This is a genomic window from Pacificoceanicola niger (assembly GCF_048553275.1).
Lineage (GTDB): Bacteria > Pseudomonadota > Alphaproteobacteria > Rhodobacterales > Rhodobacteraceae > Pacificoceanicola.
Genome location: NZ_JBLZMW010000012.1, coordinates 50,787 through 72,240, shown reverse-complemented (window position 1 = coordinate 72,240; position 21,454 = coordinate 50,787). Strand labels below are relative to the sequence as shown.

Below are 21,454 nucleotides of genomic sequence, written 5' to 3'. Positions count from 1 at the left end.
CCGGTTCTCTAATTTACCGATACCCAAACTCGAAAAAGCGAGACACGTCATGAAAGACCTGACCGACATTCCCGCCCTCATGCAGGACATCGGGACGCGCGCCAAGGCCGCGTCACAGGAGCTTGCTTTTGCACCAGCGGCGGCCAGGCAAACGGCGCTGGAGGCGGCTGCGGAGGCCGTCTGGACCCGCCGCGCCGAGATCATCGAGGCCAATGCGAAGGACATGGAATATGGCCGGGACAAGGGGTTGTCGGACGCAATGCTGGATCGTTTGATGCTGGACGAGGCGCGTATCCAGGGCATCGTCGACGGGCTGCGCGCCGTGGCGGCGCAGGACGATCCCGTGGGCGCCATCATCGACGAATGGGACCAGCCCACTGGCCTGCACATCCAGCGCGTGCGCACGCCGCTTGGCGTCATCGGCGTAATCTATGAAAGCCGCCCCAACGTGACGGCCGACGCCGGGGCGCTGTGCCTGAAGGCGGGCAATGCGGTGATCCTGCGCGGTGGCTCTGAGAGCTTTCACAGCTCCGGGGTGATCCATGAGTGCCTCGTGGAAGGTCTGCGCGCCGCGCATCTGCCGGAGGATGCGATCCAGAGGGTGCCGACGCGGGACCGCACCGCGGTGCAGGAAATGCTCAAGATGACCGCCTATATCGACGTGATCGTGCCGCGCGGGGGCAAGGGCCTTGTCGGACTGGTGCAGCGCGAGGCGCGTGTGCCGGTCTTTGCGCACCTCGAAGGCATCGTGCATATCTATGTCGACAAGGAGGCCGACCCGGTCAAATCGCTTGCGGTGGTGATGAATGCCAAGACCCGCCGCACCGGGATCTGTGGCTCGGCGGAATGCCTGCTGATCCACCGCGACGTGCTGGACACCATAGGGCAGGGGCTGATCCGGGCGCTGCTTGAAGCGGGTGTCGAAGTCCGGGGCGACGAGGCGCTGCAAACCATCGAAGGCGTCAAACCGGCGGATGAGAGCGATTGGGGCTGCGAGTATCTCGACATGATCATCGCGGCGAAGGTGGTGGACGACATCGACGCGGCGATCGCTCACATCAACCATTACAGCTCCAGCCATACGGATTGCATCCTGACTGAGGATGACGCGGCAGCCGCCCGCTTCTTCCAGCGGCTCGACAGTGCCATCCTGATGCGCAACGTCTCGACCCAGTTCGCCGATGGGGGCGAGTTCGGCATGGGCGCGGAGATCGGCATCGCCACCGGCAAGATGCACGCGCGCGGTCCGGTCGGTGCGATGCAACTGACCAGTTTCAAGTATCAGGTCTCCGGAGACGGCACGATCCGCAAATAACCGTTTGCCCAATCAATGAAACACCCGGCGCTGCCCCTTTGCGCCGGGTGTCGTGGTGTCTGCCTGTCACCGAACTCGTAACCGTCAGTGCAGGATTTCCAGCCTCAGGCTGTTCTCGCCATGGTGCACGCGCACGGTCCGGCCGGTATCCTGCGTCAGGCAGGCCAGCATGGCGAATTGCACCTTGTCGGCGGTGATTTCCTCTGGTCCCGGTCCGCCGCTGAGATGCGCCCAGAGCGGTGCGACCACGTTCAGACGCGGTCCGGTGGCGCCAATGGACCAACCGACCTCGCCGCGTTCATGGCGCACGTTGCCGCCCTGGGGCAGGGCCGCCTCGCAGCACAGATGCGCAAGGAAGGCGAGCTGCACCTCGGTGCGCAGGATATCCTTGGTGGGGCGCCACTCGGCCTTCACCCGGGCACCGCGCGTCAGATCGTTGAAGATGGCGCGAATCTCCCGCTCTCCCATCATCTGCGTATCGGCGGCGCTGCCGAAGGCGACGCGGAAGAAGCGGATGCGCGCGGCGGCGTTGGCACAGCTGTCGCGGATCAGTTCCAGTTCGGGCATGTCGCTGCTGAACCCCGAAAGATCCAGCAGCTCCAACCCGTTCTGTATGGCCCCGACCGGGCTGATCAGGTCATGGCACAGACGCGACCCTACCAAGGAGGCAAGAGTGGCACTATCTTTGGTCATCAAGAGGCTCCGCTCGAAAGGACTGTTTTATGGACGAGCTCAATTCATTTCTTGAACCCGGCATGCTGGTCACGCACCCTGATGAACCCGACTGGGGCATTGGACAGGTGCAGTCCAATATCAGCGGGAAAGTCACGGTCAACTTCCGAGAGGAAGGCAAGGTCGTGATCGATGGTGGCCAGATCATCTTAATCCCAGTGTATAACGAAAATTAACGATCACAAGTTTAAGAAGTATTAACGTCGATATTGGTCGGTAACCATTGTGACGCGCGGTCATGGCATTGTGATCCGGGCGGACGCTGCCTAGAAGTGCGGCGAAAAGAGCCACGGGAGCCGGATTGATGGCAAACAGTGAGCAGAGCTTTGCGGTGGAACTTGCCGCTGACGAAGCCGCCGTCCGCGAGGCACAGCGCCTGCGCTACGATGTGTTCGTCGAGGAACTCGGCGGCGACGGCGCGTTGGTGGATCATGAGCAGCGGCTCGAACAGGACCGGTTCGATCCTTTTTTTGATCATCTTATGGTGCGGGATCTTGCGCGCGGCAATGCGGTTGTCGGTGTCTATCGCCTGCTGAGGGACGATCAGGCGCATGCGGCCGGACAGTTCTATTCCGAGGATGAATATGACCTGACCCCGCTGCGCGCCTCGAAGCGCAAGTTGTTGGAATTGGGTCGATCTTGCCTGCATCCGGAGTATCGCGGCGGCCCTGCGATGTTCCATCTGTGGCAAGGGCTGGCGGATTATGTCCTTCGGCACGAGATCGAGATTCTCTTTGGCGTGGCGAGCTTTCACGGCACCGATCCAGCCGCGCTCGCCGCGCCCCTATCGCTCTTGCATCACCGCCATCTTGCGCCGCCGGCCCTTCGGGTGCGCGCACGGCAGTTTCAGAACATGGACTTGATCCCCGAGGCCGACCTCGACCGGCGCGCGGCCATGCTTGATATACCGGCCCTGATCAAGGCGTATTTGCGGCTTGGGGGCACCGTGGGCGAGGGCGCGTTTGTCGACCATGCCTTCAACACCACGGACATCTGCCTTGTCATGGACACGGAGCGCATGAACGCGCGGCAGCGCGGTCTTTATGTTCGGGACGGCGGCGCATGAGCACATGGGACGGCCCGCCGCCACCGCCACAGCCGCGGTTCGGCATGAAAAACTGGGCGCTCGTCGTGCTGCGCGGCGTGCCGATGGCGTTTGTCGTGTTTGGCGGCCTGGGGTTGCTCTTGCTGGTCCGGATGATTGAGCGGCCACTTTTTGGCATGGACCGGCCAGTTACTCCCTGGATCACGCTTGGCGTCTGCCGGACTGTTCTGGCGCTCTTGGGTCTGCGCGTGGAAACCCAGGGAACCTTCCTCAGACAGCCGGGCGCAATCGTCGCCAATCATGCGTCATGGCTGGATATCTTCGTTCTGAACAGCCGAAAGTGCGTCTACTTCGTGTCCAAGGCGGAGGTCGCCGGTTGGCCGGGCATCGGCTGGCTGGCGCGGGCGACAGGCACGGTCTTCATCAAGCGCGATCGCCGCGAAGCGCGAAAGCAAACCGAGGTGTTCGAAGAGCGGCTGATGCATGGACACAAGCTGCTGTTCTTTCCCGAGGGAACCTCGACGGACGGGCGCCGGGTGCTGCCCTTCAAGACCACGCTCTTCGCGGCCTTCTTCTCGGATAAGCTGCGGCATGAAATGCACATTCAGGCGGTCAGCGTCCGTTACCGGGCGCCCGAGGGCGCGCCGGAGGCGTTTTACGGCTGGTGGGGGGAGATGGATTTCGGCGGCTCCCTGCTGACCATGCTGGGCACGCCGCGCCACGGCATGGTTCGGTTGATCTATCACACGCCGGTGCGCGTGGACGACTTCCCGAATCGCAAGAGCTTGGCGGCGCAGGTGGAATCGCAGCTACGTCAGGGGTTTGACCTGCCGGACGACTGAGCGCACTGGCTTAGGTCATCGCCGCGCAGAGGGTCTTCAACGTGGTCAGCGGGTCTTCGGTGGACCAGATTTCCTCGCCGATGGCAAAGAAGTCCGTCATCGGGGTGAGTGTGCGGATGCGCGCTTCGGTCAGGCCGCCTTCGGCGACCACGGGCACCTCGACCATCTCCGACCACCAGCCAAAGAGATCGTCATCCGCCGTCCCGCCATCGCCTAGCGTGCCGGAGACGGGCCCGAAGGAGACGTAATCCGCGCCAGCCTCGCCCGCGCTCAGCCCCTCATGCCGCGACTGGCGGCACCATGCGCCAACGATGGCATCGGGGCCAAGCGTCTTGCGGGCGGCGCGCACGGAGCGCGCGCCATCGGTCAGATGAACCCCGTCAAGACCGAGCCGCTGCGAGAGCACAACATGCGTGTCGATGACCAGCGCCACATCAAAGCGGTGCGCCACCTCGCGCACCGCGTCGGCGGCGCGGGTCAGCGTGTCTTCGTCGCGGGTGGCAAGGCTGAGACGCAGGCATGCGATCTCCTGCCCCTCGATCACGCGGGCCAGTTGCCCCGGAAAGCTGCCAAGATCGAACACCGGCGGCGTAACGAGATAGATCTGGGGGGCATCCTCGGCGCTCATGGACTGTCTCCTGTGCTTTGCGTGGTGTTTCGTTTATCGCGGGGCTTCGCCTTTGACCATGGGGTATTGCGCCTTTCCTGCCGGGTGCGGTGGCTTGCGAAATCGCGCCGCTCCGCTTAGGGGAAGCCGGAGAACAGGAGTGACCCATGCCCACCGACACGCCCCAGCCCAACTTTGTCCTTGTCCGTCCGCAGATGGGCGAAAACATCGGCGCGGCGGCGCGGGCGATGTGGAATTTCTCGCTCGACCGGATGCGGCTCGTCGCGCCGCGCGATGGCTGGCCCAACCCGAGCGCCAATGCCATGGCCAGCGGCGCGGGGCGGCTTCTGGACGAGGCGCAGCAGTTCGAGGATATCGCCGGGGCGGTCTCGGACTGCACCTATGTTTTTGCCACAACGGCGCGTTCGCGCGATCTGACCAAACCGGTTTACAGCCCCGAAGAGGCCATGCGCGAGGCCGCGCGGCGCATCGGCGATGGACAGAAAGTCGCCATCCTGTTCGGACCGGAACGAGCCGGGATGGAAAACGAGGACATCGCACAGGCCAATGCGATCATCTCCGTACCGGTCAATCCGCAGTTCGCCTCGCTTAACCTGGCGCAATGCGTGTTGCTCTGTGCCTATGAATGGCAACGGGCAAGCGCCGAGGTCGTGCCCCTGCGCGAGGAACTGGCGGGCACCGACTGGGCCGCGGTGCAGGAGGTCGATCACCTGTCGCGCCATTATGAAGAGCGGCTGGAAGAGGCGGGTTTTTTCTATCCCGCGCACAAGGCGGGCAGCATGAAGCTCAACCTGCGCAACCTGTGGAGCCGCCTGCCGCTCACCCGGGCAGACGTGCAGATGCTGCATGGCATCATGCGCCAGATGGTGCGCTGGAAAGAGCATCAGGCTGTGGCGGCAAAAGACACGTCCAACGACAAGGAGCCGGACTGAACGCAGGGGATCTGCATCCAGTCCGGCACGGCTGACCGTCAGGGAGGCAGAACGGTCAGTATGAGTTGCCGTGGCTGTGGCCGTGTTTTGGCTTCGGCTTGTAGCCCTGGCCGCAGGCGTGATCCTGCAGGTACTTCGCCGAAACCCAATAATACCTTTGGTTGTATGACACCTTCGCCCAGCCGTGTGTGTAGGCCTGTACGTGGACCCGCGTGCAGGGCTGGAACGTGCCGATCACATGGTAATTGGTGCCCGGACCGGAGCGCGCATTGAGCGTCACGCCGCTGTCGATCCAATAGGGCGTGGCAACGGCGGGTGCGGCGCAAAGCGTGGCAGAAACGGCGAGAGCGGCGGCGGTCAGGAAACGGGACATCGGGAAAATCCTTGTGTGATCCGGAGGGGGTAAATCGGGTGCGGTTATCGAAAAGCCATGACCCAAGCCTAGGCCCCGGCTTGCTGCGGCGTAAGTCCGGAATGTCTGACTGCGGTATTCCTGACTTCCCTGCCTGCGTCATGGCGTCCCGGCGCTTGCAGCGGCTCGCTGGCGGCACTACTGTCACCGGCGAATTTGGAGGCAGGACATGGCGGAAAAACGCAAGCTTTTCGAGGAAGTGGGCGGGCAAGCCCCAAAGGAGCGCGCGGCGCCCAAAGGGGGCATGATCGACGCCGGACGGCGTGGTGCCCGTGGGGCCATCCGGCTTTGGCTGATGCTGCTGTTCGCGCTTGTCGTGGTGATGATCGGGGTGGGCGGTCTGACGCGTCTGACCGACAGCGGCCTGTCGATCACCGAATGGAAACCGGTGACCGGGGCGCTGCCGCCGATGGATGCCGCGACATGGGAAGCGGAGTTCGACAAATACCGCCAGATCCCCGAATATCAGTTGCAGAACAAAGGCATGAGCCTTGCCGAGTTCAAGTTCATCTACTGGTGGGAATGGGGCCACCGACAGCTTGGGCGGACCATTGGCCTGGTCTGGGCGATCGGGTTCTTCGGCTTTCTGCTGGCACGTCAGATCCCGACCGGCTGGACCGGACGTCTGCTTGGCCTTGGTGCGCTTGGCGGCTTGCAGGGCGCGGTCGGCTGGTGGATGGTATCCTCCGGGCTTGGCGGTCAGATGCTGGATGTGGCCTCCTACCGGCTGGCCACGCACCTTGGTCTTGCCTTTGTCATCCTGGGGTTCATCGCATGGTACATCTATGCGCTGGACCGCGACGAGCGCGCCTTGATGCAGGCACGCCGCGAGGCGGAGCCAAAGCTCTTCTCGATCTCCACCGGGCTGCTGCATCTCGCGTTCGTGCAAATCCTGCTCGGCGCTTTGGTGGCGGGCATCGACGCGGGCCGCAACTATCCGAGCTGGCCGCTGATGGAAGGGGGGCTCTGGCCGTCCGACATGTTTATCGAAACGCCGGTCTGGCGCAATTTCTTCGAAAACCCTGGGCTGGTTCAGTTCATGCACCGGATGGTCGGCTATCTTCTGCTGGTCTTTGGCGTGGTGGTCTGGCTGCGCGGACGCAAGTCCCCGAATGCGGACACGCGGTTCCGGTTCAACGCGGTCTTTGCCATGCTCCTCGTTCAGGTTGCAATTGGTATCGTTACGGTTGTATACGCCGCTCCGTTGGAGATCGCGCTTCCGCATCAGGTGGGGGCAGTGATCCTCTGGGCATTGATCCTGCGGGCCCGTTTTTCGGCTCGTTATCCGAAGAAACAATCCGTACGGGGAGGCATCTGACCGATGCAGGCATTTGACGAGTTGATGGCGTTTCAGCGCGAAACCGAAGCGCTGAGCCAGGTTGCGGGACGCCTGGGGTGGGACCAGGAAACCATGATGCCCCGCGGCGCGGCCGAGCAGCGCAGCGACGAGATGGCGGCGATGGAAACCGTGCTGCACGCGCGGCGGGAGGCGCCGCAGATCGGCGAATGGCTCGCGGCGATCGACGCCGGTGCGCTTGACGCTGAAAAGCAGGCGCAACTGCGTCACATCCGCCGCGCCCATGAGCGCGCTACCAAGGTGCCCGCGCGGCTTGCGGCCGAGCTGGCACGGATGATCAGCCGTGCGCATGTGACCTGGGCCGAGGCGCGCGCCGATGATGATTACGCGGCCTTTGCGCCGGTGCTATCCGACGTGATCGCACTGCGCCGCGAAGAGGCGCAGGCGCTCGCCGGGGACGGCGACATATATGATGCCTTGCTCGACGATTACGAACCTGGCGCCAAGGGGAGCGATCTGGACTCCATGTTCGGCGCCCTGCGGCCACGGCTTGTGGCGCTGCGCGAGGCGGTGCTTGACCGTCCGGCACCCAAGGGGCTGACCGGGACGTTCGATGAGAGTGGGCAGATGAAGCTGACCCGGCAGGTGGCGCGCGCCTTTGGCTATGACTTCAAGCGCGGCCGCGTTGACAAGGCTGTGCATCCTTTCAGCTCCGGCAGCGGCGACGATGTGCGCATCACCACCCGCACAAATGCGCTTGACCCGTTTGGCTGTCTGTACTCGACGATCCACGAGGTCGGCCACGCCAGCTATGAACAGAACATCAATCCGGGCTACCGCATGACACCGCTGGGCCGGGGCGTCTCAATGGGGGTTCACGAAAGCCAGAGCCGGATTTTCGAGAACCAGATCGGGCGGTCCCGGGCGTTCACCGGATGGCTCTATGCGCGGATGCGCGACACTTTCGGTGATTTTGGCATCGCGGATGAAGATGCGTTTTATGCCGCCGTGAACGAGGTGAAGAACGGCTATATCCGGACCGAGGCGGACGAGGTGCAGTACAACCTTCACGTGCTGCTGCGGTTCGATCTGGAGCGTGCTCTGATCCGGGACGCTCTGGCCGTGGCCGACCTGGAGGCGGCGTGGAATGACCGCTTCAAGGCTGATTTCGGCTTTGCCGTGGACAAGCCGTCGGACGGGGTCTTGCAGGATGTGCATTGGTCAGCGGGGCTGTTTGGCTACTTCCCGACCTATTCACTGGGCAATGTGTATGCCGGATGCCTGAATGAATGCCTGCGCGCGGCGGTGCCGGATCTCGATGACCGGCTTGCCGAGGGCGATACCAAACCGGCGACGGATTGGCTTCGCGAGAACCTGCAGACCCATGGTGGTCTTTATGAGCCGCGCGAGGTCATCACCAAGGCCTGCGGCGGCAAGGCGCCGACCGAAGCGCCGCTTCTGGATTATCTCGAAGCGAAGTTCGGGGCGCTTTACGGCGTTTGACCCTCCGGGACGTGCGGCGCTGGTCTGCGTCGCACGCCGCCCTTACAAGAGCGCCATGCGTTCCGCGCGTTCGGGATCCGGGAAGGGCCGATAAAGGCCGAAATCCGCGTTTGATATCTGATCGTGCACGGCACGGTAGAGTTTGTCGATCTCTTCGTCCTGGCCGCCGAGCGTGCGAAACGCCTGATCCAGCATCGACATGTCCTCCACCGCGATCTGCAGCAGGAAATCGCGATGATTGTCCGACGCAAGGTTCAGTTTGCGCCGGTAAAGCTGCCAGTCGAGAATGACGCCCTTGCCCTTCAGATGACCCATCCAGTCGTCCAGCGCCTTGGCGAACTTCAGTGCGACCCCGTCATTGCGCAGGTCGATCATGCATGTGTAGAGATTCATCCGGCATCCTCCGTTTCACGCGGAGTATCGCGCAGGGAGGTTTAAGATCGGTTTAGCGACGTCTCTGACTTTCGCCAGACGGCCCTTGTCGCACCAAACGCAAACGAGGGCGCCGAAGCGCCCCCGATGACTGACCTGTAGATGTCAAACAGGCGATCATTCCTCGACCGCGCCGTCCTCTTCCTCATCGCCCTGATCGGCGATCCAGGCGACGGAGACGACCTCCTCGTTTTTGCCGGTGTTGAACACCCGTACACCGCCCGCGCTGCGCGAGCGGAAGGAGATGCCATCGACGGGCACCCGGATCGACTGGCCGGTGGAGGTGGCCAGCATGATCTGATCGTCCATTTCGACCGGGAAGGAAGCCACGATGTCGCCGCCGCGCATGGATTTCTCCCAGGCGGTCACACCGAGCCCGCCACGGCCGCGCACCGGGTAATCATGCGAGGACGACAGCTTGCCCAGACCCTTGGCGGTGATCGTCAGGATCAGGTTTTCGGCTGCGGACATCTCCGCGTAGCGCTCCTGCGCCAGCGGCGCGTCGGCGTTGCCGTCCTCGTCGCTGACGGCTTCGGCCTCGTCGGACAGTCCGGCCATGGCACGGCGCATCTTGAGATAGCTTGCCCGCTCATCGCTCTCGGCCTCGAAGTGGCGGATCACCGACATCGAAACGACCTCGTCGCCATTGTTCAGCCGCACGCCGCGCACCCCGGTTGAGTTGCGCGAGTTGAAGACACGCACGTCCGGCACTGGGAAGCGGATAGCGCGGCCCGAGTTGGTGATCAGCATCACGTCATCGTCTTCGGAGCAGATGCGCGCGTCGATCAGGCTCATACCGTCCTCATCGAACTTCATCGCGATCTTGCCGTTCGATTTCACGTTGGTGAAGTCCGACAGACGGTTGCGGCGCACCGATCCCTTGTTGGTAGCGAACACGATCTGCAGATCATCCCATTCGGTCTCGGCCCGGTCCACGGGCATGATCGCCGCCACGGAGACCCCGGTCGGGATCGGCAGGATGTTGACGATTGCCTTGCCTTTCGATGTGCGGCCACCGAGCGGCAAGCGCCAGGTCTTGAGCTTGTAGGCCATGCCATCGGTGGTGAAGAACAACAGCTGCGTATGGGTGTTGGCGACGAACAGGTTCGTCACAACATCGTCATCCTTCATGGTCCCGCCCGAGAGTCCCTTGCCGCCACGCTTCTGCGCACGGAAGTCGGCCAGAGCAGTGCGCTTGATCCAGCCGCCGGCGGTGACGGTCACCACCATGTCTTCGCGCTCGATCAGGTCTTCATCGTCCATGTCACCGGACCAGTCGATAATCTGCGTGCGGCGCGGCACGGCGAAATCATCGCGCACCTGCTTCATCTCGTTGGAGATGATCTCCATGATGCGCTCGCGGCTCGACAGGATGTCGAGGTAGTCCTTGATCTTGGCCGCCAGCTCTTCAAGCTCGTCTGTGACTTCCTTGACGCCCAGCTGCGTGAGGCGCTGCAGCCGCAGATCGAGGATGGCGCGGGCCTGCGTTTCCGACAGGTTATAGGTGCCATCGTCGTTGGCCTTGTGGGTCGGATCGTCGATCAGCGCGATATAGGGCAGGATCTCCTCGGCGGGCCAGCGACGCTCCATCAGCTTTTCGCGCGCTTCGGCGGCGTCGGCAGAGGAACGGATGGTCGCCACCACCTCGTCCACGTTTGCGACAGCCACAGCCAGACCGCACAGAACATGCGAGCGTTCCCGCGCCTTGCGCAGCAGATAAGCGGTGCGGCGGGCGATGACCTCTTCACGGAAGTCGATGAAGGCGGTGAGGAAGGCGCGCAACGTCAGCTGCTCCGGCTTGCCGCCATTCAGCGCCAGCATGTTGCAGCCAAAATAGGTCTGCATCGGGGTAAACCGGTAAAGCTGGTTCAGTACCACCTCGGCGGTGGCATCGCGCTTCAGCTCGATCACCACGCGTACGCCGTCACGGTCGGATTCGTCCTGAACGTGGGCGATCCCTTCGATCTTTTTGTCGCGCGCGGCCTCGGCGATGCGCTCAATCATCGTCGCCTTGTTCACCTGGTAGGGGATCTCGTCGATGATGATCGCCCAGCGATCCTTGCGGATCTCTTCGATCTTGGTCTTGGCCCGGACAATGACGCTGCCGCGGCCTTCAAGATAGGCTTTGCGCGCGCCGGAGCGGCCAAGGATGACGCCCCCGGTGGGGAAATCCGGTGCCGGAATGTATTCGATCAGATCCTCGGACGACAGGTCCGGGTTCTCCATCAGCGCAAGCGTCGCGTCGATCACCTCGCCTAGGTTGTGCGGTGGAATACGCGTCGCCATGCCCACGGCGATGCCCTCGGCCCCATTGACCAGAACGTTCGGATAGCGCGCCGGCAGAACCGTCGGTTCCATGCGTTCGTTGGCATAGTTCGGGACGAAATCGACGGTCTCCTTGTCGATGTCCTCAAGCAGCGCCTCGGCCGACTTTTGCAGGCGGGATTCGGTGTAACGATAGGCGGCGGGCGGATCGCCATCCATGGAGCCGAAGTTGCCCTGACCGTCGATCAGGGGCAGCGACATGGAGAAGTCCTGTGCCATCCGAACCAGAGCGTCGTAGACGGCACTGTCACCGTGGGGGTGGTAGCGGCCCATCACGTCGCCCACGGCCGTCGCGCATTTGCGATAGGGCTTGGCGCGGGTCTGGCCGTTTTCCCACAGCGTATAAAGAATGCGTCTGTGCACAGGTTTTAGCCCGTCGCGCAGATCGGGAATCGCACGGCTTACAATCACGCTCATGGCGTAATCGAGATAGCTGTTCTTCATCTCGTTTTCGATCGAGATCGAAGGTCCGCTGTGCGGAGCGATATTTTTTTCTTCGTTATCAGGGGGTTCGGGCGTGTCGCTCACGGGTGTGGCCTGTCCGTTGGAGTGCTATATCTAGTTGCCATCGGTTATAACCCAGACAAGTTGTAGGGTGCAATGGTAGCGGCCCCTGCGCCATTGGCAGCCACGAGGTTGCCCTGCTAACATCCTGTTTTTATTGAAAAGTAAAGATTCTTTGCGCAGGCTGTTCTTACAGAGCAAAAAACGTCTGAGGAACTGCAATGCAGGAAAGCGAAACCGAGCTGATGCTCAAGGGGTACGGGCTGACCACTGCGGAATTCTTCTACCATATGCCGGACTATGCCCATGTGTTGAACACTTTCGTCTGGCAGGAGTATGATCTCGCCCCGGATCATCCGCGATTGTTCAAATTCATCGAATTTTGGCAGGACGAGATCGAGGGTCCGCTGCACTCCGTCCGCTTTACCCACCGGAAGATGATCTCGCCGGGCGAGTGGCGCAACGTGGTGGGGGAATTCACCTACGGGTCCGGCAAGTTTCACTAAAGGCTGAACACCCCTGTCCGCGCGGCCGCGTGGAGGGGGAGACCCCTCCACCAGGTGGTCAGGGAATGATGCGGGTGTATTTCACGCCTTCCAGCGTCGCGCCAAGGCGCAGTCCGCTCTGGCCAAAAATCACCGCTATGACCGGGGCAAGCGAGGTGGTGGTCTCCGCCGAAAGGGTCTCGCCGCGTTCCGGCGTGGCATAAAGGATATTCGCGCCAGCCGCATAGCCGCCGGACCGTCGGAAGGTCTGCAGCGCGTCATTGGTCATGAAGAACAGCACGTGGCTGTACTGTTGTCCGCCGATCTGCAGCCCGCCGGACGCCTTGGTCAGCGAGTAGTAATCCACCGTCGCGCCGCCCACGCGCAGCGCGCCGCGGCCATAGCCGCCGCCAAAGCCCAGACCGGCCTCGGTGACCAGCGGCATCACCAACATGCCGGTCGACTTCGCCGCGAGATCGCGCGTGGCCGGATAATCCGCGTAAAGCTGGCTCAGGGTGGTGTCCACCCGGGCGTCGATCGTGGCCGGGCCGCGGCCGCCAACACCGTTGCCGCAGGCGGCCAGAAGGGGCAGGGCGCCGAGGCCCAGGATCGTGGTGCGTCTTGAGATTGTCATGTCACTGCTCGTTCTTATTGTGCGAATGGTCTTGCAAAAGCCTCAGATCCGGCTGTTCCGCCGGTTGACACTCTCTATAGGCCTAAAACACGGAGTTGTCACCATAGTGTGTTGGCTTTGGGCGGTATGGCGCCGGGGCCCGAGCCGGGACAAGGCCGCTCCGGGAGGGCCGCCCGGCCGAGTGCTCAGCCTTGCAGAACCCGTGCCGCAGCCGGGGCAAAATAGGTCAGAACGCCGTCACATCCGGCACGTTTGAAGGCCATAAGGCTTTCCATCATCACCCGCTCGCCATCGAGCCAGCCGCGCTCCCCGGCGCCCGCCAGCATCGCGTATTCGCCGGACACCTGATAGGCGAAGGTCGGTGCGCCGAACATGTCCTTGGCGCGGCGGCAGATGTCGAGATAGGGCATGCCCGGCTTGACCATGATCATGTCGGCGCCCTCGCTGAGATCACGGTGGATAAGGCGCATGGCCTCGTCGGAATTGCCGGGATCCTGTTGATAGGTCTTCTTGTCGCCTTGCAAAGCGCCGGATGCGCCGACCGCATCGCGGAAGGGGCCATAAAAGGCGCTGGCATATTTCGCGGCATAGCTCAAAAGCATGACATTTTGATGCCCCGCGCTCTCCAGCGCGCCACGCAGCGCGCCGATGCGTCCGTCCATCATATCGGATGGGCCGATAATGTCGGCTCCGGCGTCGGCCTGCGACAACGCCTGTTTCACAAGCGCCTCAACCGTGCGGTCATTGACGATCTCGCCGTCCTCGACAAATCCATCGTGGCCATTGATGTTGTAGGGATCGAGCGCCACATCGGTCATCACCGCCATGTCCGGCACCGCGGCCTTGATGGCGCGGGTGGCTTGGTTCGACAGATTCTCGGGGTTCCACGCTTCCGCGCAATCCTCTGTTTTCAAAGATGGATCGGTGTAGGGGAACAGGCAGATCGCCGGAATGCCGAGCGCATGGGCCTCCTTCGCCGCTTCCACCACCTTGTCGACCGAGAGCCGGTTCACGCCGGGCATCGAGTGGATCGGTTCGACAATCCCCTCACCGTCGCGCACGAACACCGGCCAGATGAAGTCAGCGGGGCTCAGCGTGGTCTCCTGCACCAGGGCCCGGATGGCGGGTGTGCGGCGCAGGCGCCGCAGACGTGTGGCAGGAAAAGCGGCAATTGTCGGCTTCATGGGGCTCGGTCCTTGTAAACGCGCTCTTTGGGTGGCATGGAAAAGCCGCTCCCACAAGACCCGCGCTGGCAATTTTGCGCCATGCGGCCGCAGCAGAAAGAACGAACAGCTTGGACTGGTACAGCACCGTTTTCGAAGTCATCGACATGCGCTCCTTTTCGAACCTTTGGTTCTGGATCGTTTTGGCGGTGGTCTGGTCCTCCGCGTCGCATTGGGTGCTGGGCGTGCCCTTCGACATGGTGGCGCGGGCGCGGCGGCAAGGCGGTCAAGCTGAAAAGGATCTCGAAGACCTTGTCCGGATCAACACCAACCGCTTGATTTTCATCGCAGAAGAGGCGGGCCTGTGGATCACCGCCATCGGCTCGGCGATGCTGACGGCTTTGATGGTGCTGGGCTTCGTTTATGAAATCGAGATGGCGCAGGCGTTGTTTCTGCTGTCCTTTCCGATGACCTTGGTGGGGCTTTTGAGCCTGTTCTCCTCGCGCCGGATTCAGGGCGGTGAAGGAGCGGGCGAGGCGCTTTGGAGACGGCTGCGCATTCATCGCACCATCGTGCAGTTCATCGGCATGCTGTCGATCTTCTGTACCGCGCTCTGGGGCATGTTCCAGAACATGTCGGCGCATATCCTGCACTGACCGCTTCGGGATTGACGCCGGACGCCCTGCGGGCCATTTCAGGCTGCATGGCACAGAACAGCATCACGATCGGCGGCGCGCCCGAGGGCTTTGACGCAACCCTGCTCCTCAAGGAGATGGCCAAGGCGCAAGGCCCGGTCATCCACGTGGCGCGCGATGACAAACGGCTTGCGGCGATGCGCGATGCGCTGGCGTTTTTTGCGCCTCAGGTGCCTGTGATGGCCTTCCCGGCGTGGGACTGTCTGCCGTATGACCGGGTCTCCCCGAATGCCGATATTTCCGCCGCCCGCATGGCGACGCTGGCGGGGCTCGTGCACGGAATGCCGGGGCAGTACATATTGCTGACGACGCTCTCTGCCGCGTCGCAGTATCTGCCCGCGCGTGAGGTTCTGAAGGAAGCGGCCTTTGCCGCCCGCGTTGGCGACCGGGTCAACGAAAGCGATTTGCGCAACTTCCTCGTGCGCATGGGGTTTTCACAGGCGCCCACGGTGATGGAACCGGGCGATTATGCCATCCGCGGCGGTATTATCGACATCTTCCCGCCGGGCAGTGGCGGTCCCGTCCGGCTCGACTTCTTCGGTGATATTCTGGATGGCGCGCGGCGCTTCGATCCCGCGACCCAGCGCACGACGGAAACGCTTGATTTCATTGAATTGGCTCCGGTTTCGGAGGTGATCCTCGACGAGGCCGCGATCACGCGCTTCCGGCAAAACTACCGCATCGAATTTGGCGCGGCAGGCACCGACGATCCGCTCTATGAGGCGGTCAGCGCGGGGCGCAAACATCAGGGGATCGAGCATTGGCTGCCGTTCTTCCACGCGCGGCTGGAGACGCTGTTCGACTATCTGCCCGGTACGCCGGTGGTGATGGATGATCAGCTGACCCCGGCGCGGTTGTCGCGGTGGGATAGTATTGTTGACCAATACGAGACGCGCCGTCTTGCCATGTCCCAGAAAAAGACAATGGGCAGCAGCGTTTACAAGCCGATCCCGCCGGATCAGCTGTACCTGGACGATGCGGCGTGGATGACGGCCCTGGGGGATCGGCGCTCTGTTCAGTTGCATCCGTTGCCGCAGGCCAGCGGGCCGGGTGTCGTGGACGCGGGCGGGCGCATCGGGCGGTCGTTCTCGCCAGAGCGGCAACAGGAAACAGTGAGCCTTTTCGGTGCTTTGGCGGCGCATATTAAGGCAAAGATGCAAGACGGGCCGGTGCTGATCGCATCCTATTCGGAAGGCGCGCGGGAGCGGTTGACCGGGTTGATCGAGGACGAGGGCCTGGCCGAGGCGATCCCGATCCGGGATGGCACGCGCATCGGAAAACGCGGGCTTCATCTGGCGATCTGGGCGCTGGAGGCGGGGTTCGAGGCGCCGTTTGAGAAAGGGCGCCTGACGGTCATCTCCGAGCAGGACGTGCTCGGCGACCGACTTATTCGCCAGCCTAGGAAAAAGCGGCGCGCGGAGAACTTCCTGACCGAAACCCAGAGCCTGACGCCCGGCGATCTGGTGGTGCATGTGGACCACGGGATCGGGCGTTATCAGGGGCTGGAGGTGATCACGGCAGCGGGCGCGGCACATGAGTGCATCGCGCTGGAATATGCCGAGAACGCAAAGCTTTACCTGCCGGTCGAGAACATCGAACTGCTGTCGAAATACGGCCACGAAGAGGGGCTTCTGGACCGGCTGGGGGGCGGCGCGTGGCAGGCGAAAAAGGCCAAGCTCAAGGAGCGCATCCGCGAGATGGCGGACAAGCTCATCCGGATTGCAGCCGAGCGGGCATTGCGCAAGGCGCCGATCATGGACCCGCCGCCGGGGGCCTACGAGAGCTTCTCGGCGCGGTTTCCCTATCAGGAAACCGACGATCAGTTGACGGCGATTTCGGATGTGATGACCGATATGCATTCGGGCCAGCCAATGGATCGGCTGATCTGTGGCGACGTCGGGTTCGGCAAGACCGAGGTGGCGATGCGCGCGGCCTTTGTCGCGGCAATGAGCGGCGTTCAGGTGGCGGTGATCGCGCCAACGACGCTGCTGGCGCGGCAGCACTACAAGTCATTTGCTGAACGATTCCGGGGGTTTCCACTGCAGGTTTCACCCTTGTCGCGGTTTGTCGGCAGCAAGCAGGCGGGGCTGACGCGGGAGGGGATCTCGCGCGGAACGGTGGATATTGCCGTGGGCACCCACGCGCTGTTGGCCAAGGGGATCCGGTTTCAGAATCTGGGTCTGTTGATCATCGACGAGGAGCAGCACTTTGGCGTGCAGCACAAGGAACGGCTGAAACAGCTTCGCAGCGATATTCACGTTCTGACGCTGACCGCGACGCCGATTCCACGCACGCTGCAGCTGAGCCTGACCGGGGTGCGGGACCTGTCGATCATCGGCACGCCGCCGGTGGATCGCCTGGCGATCCGGACCTATGTAAGCGAGTTTGACCCGGTCACCATACGCGAGGCTCTGTTAAGGGAACATTACCGGGGCGGGCAGTCTTTCTATGTTGTCCCGCGCATTAGCGATCTGCCTGAAATCGAAGAGTTTTTGCGCGAGCAGATGCCGGAGATCACCTATGTGATCGCGCATGGGCAGATGGCGGCGGGGGAGCTGGATGAACGGATGAATGCCTTTTACGATGGTAAATATGACGTGCTTCTGGCGACGACCATCGTGGAATCCGGGCTCGATATTCCGACCGCCAACACCATGGTGGTGCACCGTGCGGACATGTTCGGCCTGAGCCAGCTTTACCAGATCCGGGGACGGGTAGGCCGTTCGAAAACAAGGGCTTATGCCTACCTGACCACCAAGCCGCGCACCAAGCTGACGACCACGGCGGAAAAGCGGCTGCGGGTCCTGGGCAGCCTCGACACGCTGGGTGCGGGGTTTAACCTTGCCAGTCAGGATCTCGACATTCGTGGGGCGGGCAATCTGCTTGGAGAAGAGCAGTCCGGGCAGATGCGGGATGTGGGCTATGAGCTTTACCAGTCGATGCTGGAGGAGGCGATTGCCAAGATCCGCAGCGGCCAGATGGAGGGGCTTTCGGAGCCGGACGAGCAATGGGCGCCGCAGATCAATCTTGGCGTTCCTGTATTGATTCCAGAGGATTACGTGCCGGACCTCGATGTGCGTCTGGGGCTGTATCGCAGGCTGTCGGGCTTGACCACGAAGGTCGAGCTGGAAGGCTTTGCCGCCGAATTGATCGACCGGTTTGGCAAACTGCCTCGGGAGGTGAATACGCTGCTTTTGGTGGTGCGGATCAAGGCGATGTGCAAGCGCGCCAGCATTGCGAAACTCGATGGCGGACCGAAGGGAGCGACGATCCAGTTCCACAATGACAAATTCCCGAAGCCCGAAGGCCTTGTCGATTTTATCAAGAAACAGAATGGCTTGGCCAAGATCAAGGACAACAAGATCGTGGTGCGGCGGGATTGGACGAGCGAGAAAGCGAAAATCCAGGGCGCCTTTGCCATTGCCCGCGATCTCGCCGAGGCGGCGGGAACGGTTAAGCGCCGCACGGAGAAGACCTGAGCCCGGGGCGGTTAACGCAGCGTGCGCTCAGGTTAAGGCAACGACCGGTGTCGTTGCCGGGGTCTATCTTGTGTGTTGGGCGCGGCCAAGCACAGCGGGTTAAGAGAAATTAACCGCGCGAGGCATGTCGTTAACCGGCGAATGGTACGATTCGGGTCGAGTTTTGTACCAATTCCAGAAGATGAATGTTTCGTGGTCCCGGTACCATCGCCCTTTCCGGCCCGATCGACAAAAAACCTGGTTAATGCCGCAATAAAAAGCCCCGGCTTGCGAGCCGGGGCTGTGTTTCGATCCGAACGGATGGCGATGTTCTTGAAAGACACCGGTCCGGACATCTTCAAAGTGGTTCGATCAGCGCGGCAGCGCAGCGGCCTCGCGCGCGAGCTCTTCGATGGCTTTCCAGTCGCCTTTCAGAACGAGGTCCTTCGGCGCGACCCAGCTGCCGCCGCAGCACAGCACGTTGGAGAGCGACAGGTAATCGCCGACGTTTTTCATTGATACGCCGCCGGTGGGGCAGAATTTCACCTGCGGGATCGGCGCGCCGATGGCGCCGAGCGCCTTCGACCCGCCATTGGCCTCCGCCGGGAAGAACTTCTGCACGGTGTAGCCGCGTTCGAGCAGGCGCATGACCTCGGAGGAGGTGGCCGCGCCGGGCAGGAGCGGCAGGTCGGCCTCTTCGCAGGCACTCAGGATCGTGTCCGTGGCGCCGGGGGAGACGCCGAATTTCGCACCGGCCTCGACCGCCTTTCGCACGTCCGTCGGGGTCAGGAGCGTGCCCGCGCCGACAACCCCGCCTTCGACCTTGGACATTTCGGCGATGACGTCGAGCGCGGCCGGGGTGCGCAGGGTGACTTCGAGCACCGGCAAGCCGCCCGCGACCAGCGCTTCGGCGAGCGGGCGGGCGTGTGATGCGTCATCGACCACGAGGACCGGGATGACCGGGGCGAGCTTGCAGAGTTTTTCGGATTGGATGCTGGCGTCTGCGGCAGTGATCATGACGGTACCTTTGTGCTTGTCCCGGAGGACGGATGCCTCCGGCGGGAGTATTTGTCAAAGAGAAGAAACGGGGGACTAGACCACCACGGCGGCGCCATTCGAGGACAGGCCGACGTTTTCGCGGAAGGCGGCGAAAAGCTCGCGTCCGACACCGTGACCGTTGCCGGTGAGGTCCGCTGTCACGGGCGTGCGGCTGTCGAAGTCTTCGGCGAGACAGTCGATGGTGCCTTTTACAGCGTCGACGCGCAGGATGTCGCCGTCCCTGAGGCGGGCGAGCGGACCGCCCTTGGAGGCTTCGGGCGAGATGTGGATGGCGGCGGGCACCTTTCCGCTCGCGCCGGACATGCGGCCATCGGTGACGAGGGCGACCTTGAGGCCGCGATCCTGCAGCACGGCAAGGGTGGGCGTGAGGCCGTGCAATTCGGGCATGCCGTTGGAGCTTGGCCCCTGGAAGCGGACGACGACGACGGTGTCGCCGGTGAATTCGCCGTTCTTGAAGGCGGTCTTGACGCTGTCCTGATCCTGGAAAATGCGGGCCGGGGCTTCGATGACCTGGCGTTCGGGTGCGACGGCGGAGACTTTCATCATGCCGTGGCCGAGATTCCCATCGAGTTGCTTGAGGCCGCCGGTGGGCTGGAACGGATCGGACACCGGGCGCAGGATCTTGTCATTTTCCGTGACGCGCGGGCCATCGACCCATGTGGCGCGGCCCTCGGTCAGGCGCGGTTCCTGCCGGTAGTGCGTCAGGCCGTCGCCCATGACGGTGCTGACGTCCTCGTGCAGCAGGCCGTTGTCGAGCAGTTCGGAGATCATGTACTGCAGGCCGCCCGCGGCGTGGAAGTGGTTCACGTCGGCGAGGCCGTTGGGGTAGACCTTGGCCATCAGGGGCGTCGCGTTGGAGATCTCGTCGAAGTCTTCGAGTTCGAGCACGATGCCAGCGGCGCGGGCCATGGCGGGCAGGTGCAGGACGAGGTTGGTCGAGCCGCCGGTGGCCATGAGGCCGACCATGCCGTTGACGAAGGCTTTTGCGTTCAGGATTTCGCTCACCGGGCGGTAGTCGTTGCCGAGGTTGGTGATTTCCAGCGCGCGTTTTGCCCCCGCCGTCGTGAGCGCGTCGCGCAGGGGGGTATTTGGGTTGACGAAGGAGGCGCCGGGCAGATGCAGGCCCATGAATTCCATCAACATCTGGTTGGTGTTGGCGGTGCCGTAGAAGGTGCAGGTGCCGGGGCTGTGGTAGGAGGCCATTTCGGCCTTCATCAGCTCATCGCGGCCGATCTCTCCGGTTGCAAACTGTTGGCGAACCTTGGATTTTTCGTCGTTCGGGATGCCGGATGGCATGGGGCCGGCAGGCAGGAAGATACCGGGTATATAGCCGAAGGTTGCGGCGCCGATGATCAGTCCGGGAACGATCTTGTCACAAACACCGAGGTAGATGGCGGCGTCGAAGACGTTGTGCGAGAGCGCGACGCCGGTGGCAAGAGCGATCACGTCGCGGGAGAAGAGCGAGAGTTCCATGCCGACCTGGCCTTGGGTGATGCCGTCGCACATGGCGGGCACGCCGCCGGCGACCTGTGCGGTGCCGCCGTTTTCGCGGGCAGTCTGACGGATCAGCTCCGGGAAGCGCTCGAACGGCTGGTGGGCGGAGAGCATGTCATTGTAGGCTGTGACGATACCGAGGTTCGGGGCCTGGCTGGTGGCCAGGGTGTCCTGATCCTGCGTCATCGCCGCGTAGGCGTGGGCCTGATTGCCACAGGTGAGGTGCGCGCGGCGGGGGCCTTCCTCTGCGGCGCGGCGCATGCGGTCGAGATAGGTGCTGCGAAGCGGCTCGGAGCGCTCTTCGATGCGGGATGTGACGCGGGCGATGGTGTCGTTCAGCGGCATGATGGGCCTCCTTGCGGGCGTGGGCGGGCGCCGTTGCGTGGCATTTGTCTTCACTTAGCGCAGTTAGCGCTAACGGTAAAGGGTGTGTTGCGCTTTGGTGCGCAGGCTTGCGCCGCTTTGCCCCTTCTCAAGTCAGGCAAAGCAGGGTAACCCA

At 62.9% G+C, this 21,454-nt stretch carries 19 protein-coding genes; 10 read left to right on the top strand and 9 right to left on the bottom strand.

All coding sequences use genetic code 11. The features are described from left to right. The first annotated feature begins 49 nt into the window (after positions 1-49). On the top strand, positions 50-1,315 hold the full coding sequence (locus ACN2XU_RS15410) for a glutamate-5-semialdehyde dehydrogenase (RefSeq protein WP_419411341.1): 1,266 nt from the start codon (positions 50-52) through the stop codon (positions 1,313-1,315). An 84-nt stretch (positions 1,316-1,399) separates the two neighbouring features. On the opposite strand, the gene ACN2XU_RS15405 is transcribed toward ACN2XU_RS15410, so the two are convergent. Continuing rightward, positions 1,400-2,008: a histidine phosphotransferase family protein gene (locus ACN2XU_RS15405; protein ID WP_419411340.1), complete on the bottom strand. Its 609-nt coding sequence runs from the start codon at positions 2,006-2,008 to the stop codon at positions 1,400-1,402. A 29-nt stretch (positions 2,009-2,037) separates the two neighbouring features. On the opposite strand from ACN2XU_RS15405, the gene ACN2XU_RS15400 reads away from it, so the two are divergent. The 3 genes from ACN2XU_RS15400 (at position 2,038) to olsA (ending at position 3,934) form a co-directional block, all read left to right on the top strand. Then, positions 2,038-2,223, top strand: coding sequence for a DUF3553 domain-containing protein (locus ACN2XU_RS15400; protein WP_419411339.1), 186 nt, complete (start codon positions 2,038-2,040; stop codon positions 2,221-2,223). Positions 2,224-2,351: 128 nt separating this feature from the next. Then, positions 2,352-3,113 (top strand): L-ornithine N(alpha)-acyltransferase, encoded by a 762-nt coding sequence (gene olsB / locus ACN2XU_RS15395; protein WP_419411338.1) that lies wholly within the window; start codon positions 2,352-2,354, stop codon positions 3,111-3,113. Then, positions 3,110-3,934, top strand: a complete 825-nt coding sequence (gene olsA / locus ACN2XU_RS15390; RefSeq protein ID WP_419411337.1) for a lyso-ornithine lipid O-acyltransferase — start codon at positions 3,110-3,112, stop codon at positions 3,932-3,934. The genes olsB and olsA overlap by 4 nt, the downstream gene beginning before the upstream one ends. Before the next feature lie 10 nt (positions 3,935-3,944). On the opposite strand, the gene ACN2XU_RS15385 is transcribed toward olsA, so the two are convergent. Then, positions 3,945-4,562, bottom strand: coding sequence for a thiamine phosphate synthase (locus tag ACN2XU_RS15385; RefSeq protein ID WP_419411336.1), 618 nt, complete (start codon positions 4,560-4,562; stop codon positions 3,945-3,947). Positions 4,563-4,708: 146 nt separating this feature from the next. Between ACN2XU_RS15385 and ACN2XU_RS15380 the strand changes: the two genes are divergently transcribed. Next, positions 4,709-5,494: an RNA methyltransferase gene (locus tag ACN2XU_RS15380; protein WP_419411335.1), complete on the top strand. Its 786-nt coding sequence runs from the start codon at positions 4,709-4,711 to the stop codon at positions 5,492-5,494. Positions 5,495-5,549: 55 nt separating this feature from the next. Here the strand turns inward: ACN2XU_RS15380 and ACN2XU_RS15375 are convergent, their stop codons facing one another. Continuing rightward, the gene (locus tag ACN2XU_RS15375; protein ID WP_419411334.1) at positions 5,550-5,867 is read right to left on the bottom strand and encodes an SH3 domain-containing protein; all 318 of its coding nucleotides are present in this window, start codon (positions 5,865-5,867) and stop codon (positions 5,550-5,552) included. 208 nt (positions 5,868-6,075) lie between these two features. Between ACN2XU_RS15375 and ctaA the strand changes: the two genes are divergently transcribed. Continuing rightward, on the top strand, positions 6,076-7,224 hold the full coding sequence (gene ctaA / locus ACN2XU_RS15370; RefSeq protein ID WP_419411333.1) for a heme A synthase: 1,149 nt from the start codon (positions 6,076-6,078) through the stop codon (positions 7,222-7,224). 3 nt (positions 7,225-7,227) lie between these two features. Then, a complete protein-coding gene (locus ACN2XU_RS15365) occupies positions 7,228-8,706 on the top strand; it encodes a carboxypeptidase M32 (protein ID WP_419411332.1) in 1,479 nt (492 codons plus the stop codon). Between the two features lie 42 nt (positions 8,707-8,748). Here ACN2XU_RS15365 and ACN2XU_RS15360 read toward each other — a convergent pair whose 3' ends face one another. Together ACN2XU_RS15360 and gyrA are read right to left on the bottom strand one after the other, a co-directional pair. Beyond that, positions 8,749-9,099, bottom strand: a complete 351-nt coding sequence (locus tag ACN2XU_RS15360; RefSeq protein ID WP_419411331.1) for a DUF6614 family protein — start codon at positions 9,097-9,099, stop codon at positions 8,749-8,751. Positions 9,100-9,255: 156 nt separating this feature from the next. Continuing rightward, positions 9,256-11,991, bottom strand: a complete 2,736-nt coding sequence (gyrA, locus tag ACN2XU_RS15355) for a DNA gyrase subunit A (protein ID WP_419411330.1) — start codon at positions 11,989-11,991, stop codon at positions 9,256-9,258. Between the two features lie 197 nt (positions 11,992-12,188). On the opposite strand from gyrA, the gene ACN2XU_RS15350 reads away from it, so the two are divergent. Continuing rightward, positions 12,189-12,473, top strand: coding sequence for an usg protein (locus ACN2XU_RS15350; protein ID WP_419411329.1), 285 nt, complete (start codon positions 12,189-12,191; stop codon positions 12,471-12,473). A gap of 58 nt (positions 12,474-12,531) precedes the next feature. Here the strand turns inward: ACN2XU_RS15350 and ACN2XU_RS15345 are convergent, their stop codons facing one another. Together ACN2XU_RS15345 and hemB are read right to left on the bottom strand one after the other, a co-directional pair. Continuing rightward, positions 12,532-13,086: a lipid-binding SYLF domain-containing protein gene (locus ACN2XU_RS15345; protein WP_419411328.1), complete on the bottom strand. Its 555-nt coding sequence runs from the start codon at positions 13,084-13,086 to the stop codon at positions 12,532-12,534. A gap of 185 nt (positions 13,087-13,271) precedes the next feature. Beyond that, entirely contained in the window at positions 13,272-14,270 is a 999-nt protein-coding gene (gene hemB / locus ACN2XU_RS15340) for a porphobilinogen synthase (protein ID WP_419411327.1), read from the bottom strand. 110 nt (positions 14,271-14,380) lie between these two features. On the opposite strand from hemB, the gene ACN2XU_RS15335 reads away from it, so the two are divergent. Beyond that, positions 14,381-14,905, top strand: coding sequence for a component of SufBCD complex (locus ACN2XU_RS15335; RefSeq protein WP_419411326.1), 525 nt, complete (start codon positions 14,381-14,383; stop codon positions 14,903-14,905). 47 nt (positions 14,906-14,952) lie between these two features. Beyond that, a complete protein-coding gene (gene mfd / locus ACN2XU_RS15330; RefSeq protein WP_419411325.1) occupies positions 14,953-18,423 on the top strand; it encodes a transcription-repair coupling factor in 3,471 nt (1,156 codons plus the stop codon). Between the two features lie 351 nt (positions 18,424-18,774). Here mfd and ACN2XU_RS15325 read toward each other — a convergent pair whose 3' ends face one another. Further along, positions 18,775-19,419 carry a bifunctional 4-hydroxy-2-oxoglutarate aldolase/2-dehydro-3-deoxy-phosphogluconate aldolase gene (locus tag ACN2XU_RS15325; RefSeq protein WP_419411324.1) on the bottom strand — a complete coding sequence of 215 codons (645 nt, stop codon included), beginning with the start codon at positions 19,417-19,419 and terminating at the stop codon, positions 18,775-18,777. 75 nt (positions 19,420-19,494) lie between these two features. Then, entirely contained in the window at positions 19,495-21,300 is a 1,806-nt protein-coding gene (edd, locus tag ACN2XU_RS15320) for a phosphogluconate dehydratase (protein ID WP_419411323.1), read from the bottom strand. Positions 21,301-21,454: the final 154 nt, after the last annotated feature.

Excerpts from the sequence above, each read along its gene's own strand:
- ACN2XU_RS15375 (WP_419411334.1), bottom strand. The coding sequence starts at position 5,867 with ATGTCCCGTTTCCTGACCGCCGCCGCTCTCGCCGTTTCTGCCACGCTT.
- ACN2XU_RS15350 (WP_419411329.1), top strand. The coding sequence starts at position 12,189 with ATGCAGGAAAGCGAAACCGAGCTGATGCTCAAGGGGTACGGGCTGACC.
- hemB (WP_419411327.1), bottom strand. The coding sequence starts at position 14,270 with ATGAAGCCGACAATTGCCGCTTTTCCTGCCACACGTCTGCGGCGCCTG.
- ACN2XU_RS15410 (WP_419411341.1), top strand. The coding sequence starts at position 50 with ATGAAAGACCTGACCGACATTCCCGCCCTCATGCAGGACATCGGGACG.
- ACN2XU_RS15365 (WP_419411332.1), top strand. The coding sequence starts at position 7,228 with ATGCAGGCATTTGACGAGTTGATGGCGTTTCAGCGCGAAACCGAAGCG.
- mfd (WP_419411325.1), top strand. The coding sequence starts at position 14,953 with ATGGCACAGAACAGCATCACGATCGGCGGCGCGCCCGAGGGCTTTGAC.
- ACN2XU_RS15385 (WP_419411336.1), bottom strand. The coding sequence starts at position 4,562 with ATGAGCGCCGAGGATGCCCCCCAGATCTATCTCGTTACGCCGCCGGTG.
- ACN2XU_RS15360 (WP_419411331.1), bottom strand. The coding sequence starts at position 9,099 with ATGAATCTCTACACATGCATGATCGACCTGCGCAATGACGGGGTCGCA.
- ACN2XU_RS15400 (WP_419411339.1), top strand. The coding sequence starts at position 2,038 with ATGGACGAGCTCAATTCATTTCTTGAACCCGGCATGCTGGTCACGCAC.
- ACN2XU_RS15325 (WP_419411324.1), bottom strand. The coding sequence starts at position 19,419 with ATGATCACTGCCGCAGACGCCAGCATCCAATCCGAAAAACTCTGCAAG.
- edd (WP_419411323.1), bottom strand. The coding sequence starts at position 21,300 with ATGCCGCTGAACGACACCATCGCCCGCGTCACATCCCGCATCGAAGAG.
- olsB (WP_419411338.1), top strand. The coding sequence starts at position 2,352 with ATGGCAAACAGTGAGCAGAGCTTTGCGGTGGAACTTGCCGCTGACGAA.
- ACN2XU_RS15405 (WP_419411340.1), bottom strand. The coding sequence starts at position 2,008 with ATGACCAAAGATAGTGCCACTCTTGCCTCCTTGGTAGGGTCGCGTCTG.
- olsA (WP_419411337.1), top strand. The coding sequence starts at position 3,110 with ATGAGCACATGGGACGGCCCGCCGCCACCGCCACAGCCGCGGTTCGGC.
- ctaA (WP_419411333.1), top strand. The coding sequence starts at position 6,076 with ATGGCGGAAAAACGCAAGCTTTTCGAGGAAGTGGGCGGGCAAGCCCCA.
- ACN2XU_RS15345 (WP_419411328.1), bottom strand. The coding sequence starts at position 13,086 with ATGACAATCTCAAGACGCACCACGATCCTGGGCCTCGGCGCCCTGCCC.
- ACN2XU_RS15380 (WP_419411335.1), top strand. The coding sequence starts at position 4,709 with ATGCCCACCGACACGCCCCAGCCCAACTTTGTCCTTGTCCGTCCGCAG.